We start from the raw sequence: 11,631 nt of genomic DNA, 5'->3' as shown, positions 1-11,631 counted from the left end.
CCCGCGAAACCCTCTTCGCAAACCCGCAGCACCCCTACACACAATCCCTCTTCGCTGCCACCCCCGTCACAGACACCGCCGCAATCCGAAACCGCATCGAAAAACGAAAAAACGCCAGGGCGCGTCAGGCTTCGGCCGGTCTGGGCGATACGGGCACCGCGTGATCGCCGGTTTCGGGGCCCGCGACTAGAGCCCGGGCTTGCGGTCAGGTGGCGCCCCGAAAAGTAGCACGAAATGGCACAGCGCGGCATGGGCACGGGCGGCGCAGGTCGCGGCATCCGGCTGCGGCACCCGGCCGACGACGCGGCGGATCTGGATATCCCCGATCAACAGGGCCAGATAGGTTTCGCAGGCCATGTTGAGATCAGTGAAGGCAAACCAGCCCTGATCCCGGCCCCGCAAGATGACCCTGGCAATCAACGGCACCAGCGTATCGCGCCCCTCGGCGGCGATGGTCAGACCCAGCTCGCCCGTTGGATCGGCTGCTGCGGCCCGGTTCAGCGCGATGGCACGGTCGGTGGTGACCATCTGCAATAGTACCGGCCCAACCCGTTGCAGCGTTTCTACCGCATCCCCGCCCGCAGCGATCTGGTCTTCCAGCATCGCCTTCACCTCGGCGGCATTGCGGCGGACAAGCGCGGAAAACAGGCCGACCTTGTCACCATACCAGTTGTAGAGCGTTTCATTCGACGCTTTGGCCGCGCGGGCAATCGCCAGCATCGACGTGCCGCCATAGCCCTTCTCCTCCAGAACCGCATAGGCCGCCTGTTCGATCTGTTCCTGCCGGATGGATTTGCTTTCGTCACGCATGCGGCCCCCTGAACCAGCTTGACGAAAGCCGTAATCATGATTACGCATCAATACAAGTGTACATATAATTACGGATCAACGGCGATTGCACCGCTTTCGCCGAAACCCAAGACTCAAGGAATTGCCATGCCCCCGTCAGACCGCCCCATGCAGGCCGCCCTTGCCTGCCTGATCCTGTTGCAAACCGTGATGCTGGGCTCGCTTTATACCGGTGTCGCCCCGCATCCTCCCGCCGCCACACCGCTGTTCGGCATCGCGCCATTCCTTTCGGCCTCGCTATCCGCGGCCTGCGCGGCGCTGATCCTTGGGCCATCGCACAGCCTTGCGGGCCGCAGTCTGGCGGGGCTCGCGGCCTTGGCGGGATTGGTGTCCTTCGGACCGCAAAAGTATCTTGATCCGCAGATCGGGCTGATCTGGCCCGCCGTCCTGACCGGTCAGATTGCGGCAGGAACCGTCCTGCTGGGTCTGCCGGGAATTGCGCGCCGCAGGGCCGCCATGACCGGGCAATGACTGCCTTACTTCTTGTTCCGCAAGGCCCGCTTGCGGATATAGGACGTGGCCTCCGCCTGTGACTGTGCGGCCCATCGGTCGCACAAGCCCTCCACCCAGACGGGCTGCGACTTCCACGCATCGTTCAGCCAATTGGCAACCGAATCCTGCACATAGCGTGACGGGTCGGCGCGCAGGGGATCAAGCAGCGGCAAAGCGTGGTGGGGTTCATCTTTCAACAGCTTGATGTGGCTGGCCCAGACCCCGCGCGGACGGATCGCCTCGCAGGCAAAGCGACGCAGATACTCCGATGCTTCGCCGGTCAGGGGCGTCAGTTCCGCAATGGCAACCTCGGGTTCTGCGACAATCGCCGGTCGCAGCGCCAGCCAGGCCCATTCCCGCACCCCGAAATGCGCATCATCCGCAAAAGGGCGCATGGCGCGCAACTTGGCCTGCAATGATCCGGCAGGATCGGCAGCAACGAGATAGGCCCCCCAACCGCGCACAAGATCGGACGGGTGCCGGGCCAGCCAATCCAAACGGTCCAGCCCCGAATGGTCATGGATGATCTGCGCCGCCGTTGCCATGCGCCGGGTGATGCCGGCCTTGGGGTCGATCTGTGCGGCCGCGCCGGCCAGTTCGGGCAACACCGCCGCCATCAGCGCCGCAAGATCGGTGGCCAGATTTTCCGACAGGGTCGCGGCCTCGATCTCTCCGGCATTCAGCCGGGCCAGAATGTCGGGCGCGACATCGGCCACCTTGGCTGCGCCGGTGCGGGACTGTTTCACCATGGGTAATGGCCCCCGCCTGACCGGGGAAACAGGGGGGTGGGTTCGACTGTCCGACTGTCACGCACCCCGTGCATCGCACCGGCCCAAATCACTGTACTCCGCAAAAGCGCACCTCGCACTGCCTGTTCACCCGTCTTGCCCTTTATCGCACAATCAGCAGCGCAGTTGACAAGGGTTATCGCAGCCCATGCGCGCGCCTATGCACGTGGCGCAAGCCCGCCTTCATGCAGGATGAATTCCACAATGGCGTGGATGCCCTTGCCATGGCGCAGCGCGGCCATCACCAGGGCCTTGCCAGCCCGGGCTGCACGGGCATCGGATTCCAGCAGAACCGGATCAACACCGACATGCGGGGCCAGATCGGTCTTGTTGACCACCAGAATATCTGCCCGCGCCAGCCCCGGCCCCTTCTTGCGCGGAATGTCCTGCCCTGCCGCCGTATCGATGACATAGATCGTCAAATCGGCGAGTTCCGGCGAAAAGGTTGCCGCCAGATTGTCGCCGCCGGATTCGATCAGGATCAGGTCAAGATCGGGAAAGGCAGCCGTCAGATCGGCGATGGCCGCAAGATTGATGCTGGCATCTTCGCGGATCGCTGTATGCGGGCAACCGCCGGTTTCCACACCCCGGATCCGGTCGGCAGGCAGAACCTGCGCGCGCATCAGCGCCTCGGCATCCTCACGCGTGTAGATGTCATTGGTGATGACCGCCATCGACAGCCGTGGCGCCAGTGCGCGGGCCAGTTCGATGGTCAGCGTGGTTTTGCCAGCACCTACCGGGCCACCAATACCGACGCGAAGCGGGCCATGTGTCATGTGCGGAAAATCCTTGTCTGCAGGGTTTCGTGGCGCATCTGCGCGATCTCGGCCCCCCAGGCACAGGTGCCAAGGGCCTGTTCATCCGCCTCTGCCGCACGCTGCGCCGTGGCGATGATCTGCGGGGCCAGTGCCGCAAGGATGCGCTGGCCCTCTGCCGGGCCGAGGGGCAGAAAGCGCACCGCAGCCAGGATCAGGTTCAGCGCCTGCCCCTGCAGGAAAAGCGCGATCACCTCGGCTTTTGGCAACCCCAGCCCGGCACAGGCACGCCCGACGGCCACCGGCAGCGCGGCAGGTGCGCCCCCCGTCCCCGTCAGCCCCGCTGCCAGCCCGGCAAAGGCCGCGCCCTGATCCAGCGTTTCGGTCAACCGCTCGGCAGACAGGCACAGCGCCCGGGCCAGATCATCCAGCGCCGCATGATCGGCATCCTGGTGCAGCGCCAGCGCCAGCAGCACCGCATCCAACCACAGCGTGCCATGGGCAAGGCTGTCGGCGATCCAGCCCGCGATCCCGGCACCATCGCGCAGCCAGCCCGCATCCATCGCCCATTCAGTTCCGCCCGAATAGGCAAACCCCCCGGTCGGAAAGGCGGGCGACAGCAGTTGCGCGATCCGCAGCCGCGCCTCAGTGGCTGTGGCCAAAGGTGCGTCCATGACCATAGGCCCCTCCCTCCGGGCGGAACGGCGCGAAAGCGCGCACCAGCCTTGCGCCAAGCTGCACCAACATCGCCTCCAGCACCGGATCGGCGCGGATCACCAGATGATCGGCATGGATTTCGCAAGGGCAATGGCGGTTGCCGATGTGCCAGGCCAGCCGCGCCAGATCACCTTCGATCCGCAGCACCGGTTCATGCGCCTCGATCACCGCCACCGCGCGCCCGTCGGCCAGACCAAGCGCCGCGCCCGCACCCAGGCTGACGACCTGCGGCAGATCGACCATCACAGTCGCCCCCTCTTCGGTCTGCAGTCGCTTGCGGCGCAAGCAGCGGCCTTCGTAATCCAGCACCACCCGCCCGGCCACCGCGCGCCCATGCCCTTCGGCCAGAACACAATCGGCCAGACCCAGATCCTTCTGCAGCAAAATGGTCATCGCGCCCTCAGAACAGGAAATATCGCTGCGCCAGCGGCAATTCCGTCGCAGGCGCGCAGGTCAGAAGCGCACCATCGGCGCGCACTTCATAGGTTTCAGGGTCAACCTCGATCAGTGGTGTGGCGCTGTTCAGCCGCATATCCGCCTTGCCGATGCCGCGCGTGCCTTCCACCGCCACCGCCGTCTTGGACAGCCCGTCACAAGCCCCCAACCCATCCGCGCTGACAAAGGTGACCGCCGCCGCATGCCGCGCCCGGCCCATGGCACCGAACATGGGGCGCATCGCCATCGGTTGCGGCGTCGGGATCGAGGCGTTGGGGTCACCCATCTGCGCCGCAACGATCTGCCCGCCGATCAGCACCATTTCGGGCTTTGCACCGAAAAACGCCGGGTGCCACAGCACCAGATCGGCGCGCTTGCCCGGTTCGATACTGCCGACATGGGCGCTGATCCCATGCGCCACCGCGGGGTTGATGGTATATTTCGCCACATAGCGCCGGGCGCGCAGATTGTCATTCGCGCCCGTTTCGCCCTCCAGCCGCCCGCGCTGAACCGACATCTTGTGCGCGGTCTGCCAGGTGCGGGTGATGACCTCGCCCACCCGGCCCATCGCCTGACTGTCGCTGCTGATGATCGAAAACGCGCCCAAATCATGCAGGATATCTTCGGCGGCAATGGTTTCGCGCCGGATGCGGCTTTCGGCAAAGGCCACATCCTCGGGCACGCGGGCATCCAGATGGTGGCAGACCATCAGCATGTCGAGATGTTCGTCAATCGTGTTGACGGTATAGGGCCGGGTCGGGTTGGTTGATGACGGGATCACATTTTGCGATCCCACCACCCGCATGATATCAGGCGCATGGCCTCCGCCCGCACCTTCGGTGTGATAGGCATGGATCGTGCGCCCGGCGATGGCCTTCAGCGTGTTTTCGACAAAGCCGGATTCGTTCAGCGTGTCGGTATGGATCATCACCTGCACATCCATCGCCTCGGCCACGGTCAGGCAGCAGTCGATGGCGGCGGGGGTGGTGCCCCAGTCTTCGTGCAGCTTCAGGCAGCAGGCCCCGGCGCGCACTTGTTCGACCAGGGCCTCGGGGCGGCTGGCATTGCCCTTGCCCGCAAGACCGATATTCATCGGCAGGCTGTCGGCGGCTTCCAGCATCCGGCGGATATGCCATGGCCCCGGGGTGCAGGTGGTGGCCAGGGTGCCATGGGCGGGGCCGGTGCCACCGCCGATCATCGTGGTGATGCCCGAGGCAAGCGCCTCGTCGATCTGCTGGGGGCAGATGAAATGGATGTGGCAATCGATCCCGCCCGCAGTCAGGATGCGGCCTTCGCCTGCGATGATTTCGGTGCCGGGGCCAATGACCAGCGTGACACCGGGCTGGGTATCGGGGTTGCCCGCCTTGCCGATCCCGGCAATGCGCCCATCGCGCAGACCCACATCGGCCTTCACGATCCCGGTCCAATCCAGGATCAGCGCATTGGTGATCACGGTATCCATGGCCCCTTCGGCGCGGGTGCGCTGCGATTGGCCCATCCCATCGCGAATGACCTTGCCGCCACCGAACTTGACCTCTTCGCCATAGATCGTCAGGTCGCGTTCCACCTCGATCACCAGCGCGGTATCGCCCAGCCGCACACGATCGCCCTTGGTGGGACCGAACATGGCGGCATAATCGGCGCGGGAAATTTCAACCGGCATCCAGGGCCCCCATCACATGACTGTTGAAGCCCCAGACCGCCCGATCCCCCGCATAGGGGATCAGGCGCACTTCGCGCTGTTGGCCCGGTTCAAAACGAATTGCGGTTCCAGCCGCGATATCCAGCCGCATGCCGCGCGCGGCATCGCGATCAAAGTCAAGGCCGGGATTGGTCTCGGCAAAATGGTAATGGCTGCCCACCTGCACCGGACGGTCGCCCGTATTGGCCACCATCAGCGTGATCGCGGGACGCCCGACATTGAGGGTGATGCTGCCCTCGGCAGGCATGATTTCGCCGGGGATGAAGGTGCTGCCCATGTCAGGCCACCGCCAGCACAAGACCGGCCAGCACCGTGCCCGCCCCGGTCAGGCGCAGCGCCAAAGCCGGAGCCGCGCGACCAAGGGCAAGACCCGCAGCATGCAGCAGTGCCGTCGCCAGAACGAAACCTGTAGAATAGGCAACCAGACCCTGCGCCGGACCTTCGGCCCCATGCGCCCAGCCATGCGCCGCGCCAAACAGGGCGACAGCGCCGATCAGCACCGGCAGGCCGGGCTGCCGCACCAGCGCGACCATCGCCCCCAACACCATGACCGAGGCCAGGATCATCGGCTCCACCGCAGGAAACACCCACCCTGCCGCCCCTGCGATACCCCCCGCCAACATGGCCAGCACGAAGGTTGACGGCAGCGCCCACATGGCCCGCCCCCCGATCTGCGTCGCCAGAACCCCCAGCACCAGCATCGCCAGCAGATGATCGGCCCCGCCCAGCGGATGCGCGACGCCGCTGCCAAAACTGCCAAGACCATGCGGGCCGGAATGGGCCAGGGCCGCACCGGGCATCAGCCCGAGAGCGGCGATGAGAGGCGTGTATTTCATGGCGTCTCCTGTCGGATCGGGTGGTGAACGGTCACCAGTTTGGTGCCATCGGGAAAGGTGGCTTCGACCTGCACCGACTCGATCATTTCGGCGATGCCGGGCATGCAATCGGCGGCAGTGATGACATGCGCCCCGGCCTCCATCAGATCGGCGACGCTGCGGCCATCGCGGGCGCCTTCGGTCACGAAATCCGAAATCAGCGCCACCGCCTCGGGATGGTTCAGCCGGACGCCACGCGCCAGCCGGGCGCGGGCCACCATCGCGGCAAGCGCAATCAGCAACTTGTCCTTTTCGCGCGGGGTCAGGTTCATGCGGCAGCTCCTTCATGTTGCCAGACACGCGGCAGCGGGCCGGGGCGCAGCACGCCCACCAGCCGCGCAATCTGGCCGCGCATTGCCCAGATATCGGCGGCACGCAGCCGGACGACCACCTGCCCGTCGCGCGCCGATGCGGCAGCTTCGACACCCTGCCCGGTCAGGGCCGCGCGCAGGGCAGGCAGGGCATCCGCCGCGCCGGGGGCCAGACACATCAGGCTGGCCAACACCCGTGCGCCACCATGCAATGCGGGGCTACCGCGCATCAGACTGTCGGCATCCAGCCGCAAGGGATCGCACAGCACCAAACGACCGTCACGCCAGACCTCGCGCCGGTCCGTCAGGGCAAGCTGGGTGACGGTTTCTCCCATGGCGGCACGGCCCAGCACGACCACCTCGATCGCGAGATAGCTGGCATCCGCAGCCATCGTGACATGCGTCAACCGATCCAGCGCCGCACCCTGAAATAGGATTGTCTCTTGCGGCAACCAATCCAGTGCAGCACCCCGGTTCAACGTGAACCGAACCGTCACCCGCGCCGGGCCTGACTCGGCCCGGTAGGCGCGTTCCGCCGTCTGGGTAGTGGCCCGCATGGCCTGCGCTGGCCCCAGATCCAGCGAAAGATCAAGCCGGTCGCCCGAGGTCAGCCCGCCCGACGTGTTCAGAAATACCACCTCAGGCCCCGAGGCGCGGCGGGGAAAGACGAAGGTGCGGGCTGATCCGGCCTGCGCCAGATCGACAATGCCGCCCCCCGCAAAACCGACATGGGCGCGACCGTGGCTGCGTTGAAGGGTGGATGTGTCAAACATGCCCCAAGGCTAGGCGACCAAACCGGGCCGGGTCGAGCCGCAGCGCGTGCCGCAGGGCCTGTGGTGGCGGCTTGCCTGTTTCTCATGCAATCCGGGCGATGTTTGCCTGCGATGCAATCGGATTTGGGACGGTGCCTCGGCACAGATCGCCCGTTGCGCTTGCGAAAGCCAAATCCTTGAGCATCCGCGCATGGCAACAGAAGGGCATGGGGCCGCTGTGTCAGACGCCGCTTCCGACCATGCCACCCGATGATGGCGACCGAAAACCCAGTCGCAAGCCTGTCGGATTCTGCTGCACTGGCCCTCGGACACGAATCACGCCCGGTGAATCTGCGCGCCGGTTTTGCCGATTCCATTCGCCATGCGCTTACTTTCTGCGCTGCAGCATTTCCGTTTGGCGTGTAATTTGTGCAGCTGCACAGAAACGCGGCGTAACGGCGGCCCCCCGGACGGGATGCGTTGAATTCGCGCTGTGCCCTGATGCCATTCCGTTGTCCCGCACCCAATCAGCCGGTCGGGACCCACAGGCCAAACCCGATCAGGCAGCCTGCGGCCTTGGAACAAGAACACAGGATCCTGCAGGCAGCCATGCCACATCCAGTGCGGTGCAATCGCAGGGCATCAACAGGGGAAGACACCATGAAACTGACCAGACGCGCACTTTTGGCAACCAGCCTGGCCTCGCTTGCCATGCCGCGCATCGCCTTTGCCGAAGGCGAAACCATCAAGGTTGGCGTGCTGCATTCGCTGTCGGGAACGATGGCCATTTCGGAAACCACCCTGAAAGACACGATGCTGATGCTGATCGAAGCGCAGAATGCCAAAGGCGGCCTTCTGGGCAAGAAGCTGGAGGCGGTGGTGGTTGATCCGGCCTCGGACTGGCCGCTGTTTGCCGAAAAGGCACGCGAATTGCTGACCGTGTCCAAGGTGGATGTGATGTTCGGCTGCTGGACAAGCGTAAGCCGCAAATCCGTGCTGCCGGTGATCGAGGAGTTGAACGGCCTTCTGTTCTACCCGGTCCAGTATGAAGGCGAGGAATCGTCGAAGAACGTGTTCTACACGGGGGCCGCGCCGAACCAGCAGGCCATTCCGGCGGTGGATTACTATCTGGAAGAACTGGGCGTGAAGAAATTCGCGCTGCTGGGCACCGACTATGTCTATCCGCGCACCACGAACAACATCCTTGAAGCCTATCTGATTTCGAAAGGCATCCCGAAGGAAGACATTTTCGTCAACTACACCCCCTTCGGCCATTCCGACTGGTCGAAAATCGTGGGCGACGTGGTCGCGCTTGGTGCCGATGGCAAGAAGGTGGGCGTGATTTCCACCATCAACGGTGATGCCAATATCGGCTTTTACAAGGAACTGGCGGCAGCGGGCGTGACGGCTGATACGATCCCGGTCGTGGCCTTTTCGGTGGGCGAAGAAGAACTGTCGGGCCTGGATACCACCAACCTTGCCGGTCATCTTGCCGCCTGGAATTATTTCATGTCCGCCGACACGCCGGAAAACGCGGCCTTCATCGCGGCATGGAAGGCCTTCATCAAGGATGACAAGCGCGTCACCAATGACCCGATGGAGGCGCATTACATCGGCTTCAACATGTGGGTGAATGCGGTGACCGCCGCAGGCACCACCGATGTGGATGCGGTATCAGCGGCGATGATCGGGCAGGAATTCCCCAACCTGACCGGTGGCATTTCCAAGATGCTGCCCAACCATCACCTGACCAAGCCGGTCCTGATTGGCGAAATCCGCGCGGATGGCCAGTTCGACATCATCAGCCAGACCGAACCGGTGCCCGGCGATGCCTGGACCGATTACCTGCCGGAATCGGCGGTTCTGGAGGCGGACTGGGCCGAGCTGAAATGCGGCATGTATAACACCGAAACCAAGACCTGCGTGCAGCTGACCTCGAACTACTGATCCCTGACCGGTGCGGGTGGGTTCCCTGCCCGCACCCCTTTTTTCCGGAAGTCCGATGCGCCTGATCGCCTGCCTAGCTGCAGCCCTGTTGTGGCTGATGCCCGCGCTTGCCTGTGCCCAAACCAGTGCAGCCGAGATCATAGCCCAGAACCGCGCCCAGATCGAAAAGCCCTCGCGCCAGACCATCGGCCCGGTGATTGATGCGCTGGCCGCCAGCGGCGATCCGATGGCCGATGACATCCTGCAAGCCTGGGCCGAAAAGCGGCTGGTGGTCCGAAAGACCGATGGCGCGCTGTTTCTGGCCCGGCCCGAAGGGGGCAGCTTTGCCCTGACCGCGCTGGATGGCAGCGATGGCGGATCGGCCGCCAAGCCCGACCTGACCGAGTTGAAGCCCAATGCCGGTGTGCGGGGCGTCATCGCGGCGGCGCTGGTGCAGTTCACCCTGTCAGACCCCGATCCGGCCCGCCGCGACGCGGCATTGACCTCGATCGCGCGCAATCCCACGGCGGAAACCCTGGCCCCTTTGCGCGCGTCCATCGACAGCGAAACCGACCCGGCGCTGAAGGCCCGCAAGCAGCGGCTGGATCTGTTCCTGACCCTGCGGTTTGATCCCGACCCGGCGGCGCGCGTGGCAGCGATCGAGGCGTTGGGCAGCGATACGGCACTGGATGTGCGCGCGGCCCTTGCCCCGCTTCTGGCCACGACCCGGGTGGCGGCTACCGCCCCCCCACAGGGCAACATCGCCCGCACCTTGCGCCCGGGCCGCGATCTGACCGAGGCCGAGGCCTATGATCTGCTGGTTCAGGCCGGGATTGCCCCCGCCCGCCTGACCCGCGAAGACCAACGTGCGGCCATTCTGGCCCATCTGGCCGATGGCAGCGTTGCAGGTATCCCGTTGGCCGATCTGAATACGCAATCCGCCCGCGACCGGGCCTATACCGCGCTGGAACAGGCGGGCAAGGTGCCGGTCGCCGCCACCGATGATGAAGCCCGCGCCGCAGTGGCGAGCCACGGATTTTATGACGTTTATCTGGAACCTGACGCCAGCGTGACCACCGCAGCAGCAGGGGCGATGGCGCGCATCGGCAACAAGGTGGCGGTGATGCAGGCCGCCGATCTGGGGCTGGATGCCCTGTCGCTGGCCGCGATCTATTTTCTGGCCGCCATCGGCCTTGCCATCACCTTTGGCGTGATGGGTGTCATCAACATGGCGCATGGCGAATTCATAACCATTGGCGCCTATACCGGCTTTGTCGTCCAACTGTTCGTGCCCGACTACACGCTGTCGATCCTGATTGCGCTGCCCCTGGCCTTTGCGGTGACCTTCGGCGCAGGCGTCGCAATGGAACGGCTGGTGATCCGGCATCTGTACAAACGCCCGCTGGAAACCTTGCTGGCGACCTTCGGCATCTCCATTGCGTTGCAGCAGATCCTGAAGAATGTGTTTGGCACCCAGGCGCGCCCGCTGACGGCACCCGGCTGGCTGGACGGGGCGCTGACCTTCAACGACGTGGTGCAGGTCAGCTATATCCGCATCGCGATCTTTGTCTTGGCGCTGATCTTCCTGCTGTTCTTCCTCTTCCTGATGAAGCGCACCCGTCTGGGGCTGGAGGTCCGCGCCGTGACCCAGAACCCGGCCATGGCGGCGTCGATGGGCATCAACCCCGACCGCATCAACATGCTGACCTTCGGCCTAGGGTCGGGGATCGCGGGCATCGCCGGTGTGGCCATTGGGCTTTATGCCAAGGTCACGTCAGAAATGGGAGCCGATTACATCGTGCAATCCTTCATGACGGTGGTGGTCGGCGGTGTCGGCAATGTCTGGGGCACGCTGGCAGGGGCCACTATGATCGGCAGCCTGCAGAAGGTGATCGAGTTTCTGAACCCCGCCAACACCCTTGCCGCACAGACCTACATGATCCTTTTCATCATCCTGTTCATTCAGGTCCGTCCGCGCGGCATCATCGCCCTGCGGGGACGCGCGGCCGGAGATTGAAACCATGACCCC

General features: G+C 64.6%; 15 protein-coding genes. 5 read left to right on the top strand and 10 right to left on the bottom strand.

What is annotated here, in order from left to right; all coding sequences use genetic code 11:
• The coding region (locus tag V6590_RS14790) for an ABC transporter ATP-binding protein (RefSeq protein WP_491546698.1) at positions 1-164 on the top strand (164 nt) is incomplete at its 5' end.
• A gap of 22 nt (positions 165-186) precedes the next feature.
• On the opposite strand, the gene V6590_RS14785 is transcribed toward V6590_RS14790, so the two are convergent.
• On the bottom strand, positions 187-810 hold the full coding sequence (locus V6590_RS14785; protein WP_335424431.1) for a TetR/AcrR family transcriptional regulator: 624 nt from the start codon (positions 808-810) through the stop codon (positions 187-189).
• 126 nt (positions 811-936) lie between these two features.
• On the opposite strand from V6590_RS14785, the gene V6590_RS14780 reads away from it, so the two are divergent.
• The gene (locus V6590_RS14780; RefSeq protein ID WP_335424430.1) at positions 937-1,320 is read left to right on the top strand and encodes a hypothetical protein; all 384 of its coding nucleotides are present in this window, start codon (positions 937-939) and stop codon (positions 1,318-1,320) included.
• A 5-nt stretch (positions 1,321-1,325) separates the two neighbouring features.
• On the opposite strand, the gene V6590_RS14775 is transcribed toward V6590_RS14780, so the two are convergent.
• The 9 genes from V6590_RS14775 to V6590_RS14735 all read right to left on the bottom strand — a co-directional run bounded on the left by V6590_RS14775 (position 1,326) and on the right by V6590_RS14735 (position 7,697).
• On the bottom strand, positions 1,326-2,090 hold the full coding sequence (locus tag V6590_RS14775; protein WP_335424428.1) for a DNA alkylation repair protein: 765 nt from the start codon (positions 2,088-2,090) through the stop codon (positions 1,326-1,328).
• A gap of 197 nt (positions 2,091-2,287) precedes the next feature.
• Positions 2,288-2,905 (bottom strand): urease accessory protein UreG, encoded by a 618-nt coding sequence (gene ureG, locus V6590_RS14770; protein WP_335424426.1) that lies wholly within the window; start codon positions 2,903-2,905, stop codon positions 2,288-2,290.
• Positions 2,902-3,564, bottom strand: a complete 663-nt coding sequence (locus V6590_RS14765) for an urease accessory protein UreF (RefSeq protein ID WP_335424424.1) — start codon at positions 3,562-3,564, stop codon at positions 2,902-2,904. The genes ureG and V6590_RS14765 overlap by 4 nt, the downstream gene beginning before the upstream one ends.
• On the bottom strand, positions 3,530-3,994 hold the full coding sequence (locus tag V6590_RS14760; protein WP_335424422.1) for an urease accessory protein UreE: 465 nt from the start codon (positions 3,992-3,994) through the stop codon (positions 3,530-3,532). Before V6590_RS14760 ends, V6590_RS14765 begins: the two co-directional genes overlap by 35 nt.
• A gap of 7 nt (positions 3,995-4,001) precedes the next feature.
• Positions 4,002-5,699, bottom strand: a complete 1,698-nt coding sequence (gene ureC / locus V6590_RS14755) for an urease subunit alpha (RefSeq protein WP_335424420.1) — start codon at positions 5,697-5,699, stop codon at positions 4,002-4,004.
• On the bottom strand, positions 5,689-6,015 hold the full coding sequence (locus V6590_RS14750; RefSeq protein WP_335424418.1) for an urease subunit beta: 327 nt from the start codon (positions 6,013-6,015) through the stop codon (positions 5,689-5,691). Before V6590_RS14750 ends, ureC begins: the two co-directional genes overlap by 11 nt.
• A gap of 1 nt (position 6,016) precedes the next feature.
• Positions 6,017-6,574: a HupE/UreJ family protein gene (locus V6590_RS14745; RefSeq protein WP_335424416.1), complete on the bottom strand. Its 558-nt coding sequence runs from the start codon at positions 6,572-6,574 to the stop codon at positions 6,017-6,019.
• Complete coding sequence (locus tag V6590_RS14740; protein WP_335424414.1) at positions 6,571-6,885, bottom strand: urease subunit gamma; 315 nt, start codon at positions 6,883-6,885, stop codon at positions 6,571-6,573. Before V6590_RS14740 ends, V6590_RS14745 begins: the two co-directional genes overlap by 4 nt.
• Positions 6,882-7,697, bottom strand: coding sequence for an urease accessory protein UreD (locus V6590_RS14735; protein WP_335424412.1), 816 nt, complete (start codon positions 7,695-7,697; stop codon positions 6,882-6,884). The genes V6590_RS14740 and V6590_RS14735 overlap by 4 nt, the downstream gene beginning before the upstream one ends.
• A 252-nt stretch (positions 7,698-7,949) precedes the next feature.
• Between V6590_RS14735 and V6590_RS14730 the strand changes: the two genes are divergently transcribed.
• The 3 genes from V6590_RS14730 (at position 7,950) to urtB (ending at position 11,619) form a co-directional block, all read left to right on the top strand.
• On the top strand, positions 7,950-8,102 hold the full coding sequence (locus tag V6590_RS14730; protein WP_335424410.1) for a hypothetical protein: 153 nt from the start codon (positions 7,950-7,952) through the stop codon (positions 8,100-8,102).
• 234 nt (positions 8,103-8,336) lie between these two features.
• A complete protein-coding gene (urtA, locus tag V6590_RS14725) occupies positions 8,337-9,623 on the top strand; it encodes an urea ABC transporter substrate-binding protein (protein ID WP_335424409.1) in 1,287 nt (428 codons plus the stop codon).
• 55 nt (positions 9,624-9,678) lie between these two features.
• Positions 9,679-11,619 (top strand): urea ABC transporter permease subunit UrtB, encoded by a 1,941-nt coding sequence (gene urtB, locus V6590_RS14720; protein WP_335424407.1) that lies wholly within the window; start codon positions 9,679-9,681, stop codon positions 11,617-11,619.
• The last annotated feature ends 12 nt before the right edge of the window (positions 11,620-11,631 follow it).

Source organism: Gemmobacter denitrificans, from assembly GCF_036964905.1.
GTDB classification, from domain to species: Bacteria; Pseudomonadota; Alphaproteobacteria; order Rhodobacterales; family Rhodobacteraceae; genus Gemmobacter; species Gemmobacter denitrificans.
This window is presented reverse-complemented; position numbering and strand designations above follow the sequence as displayed.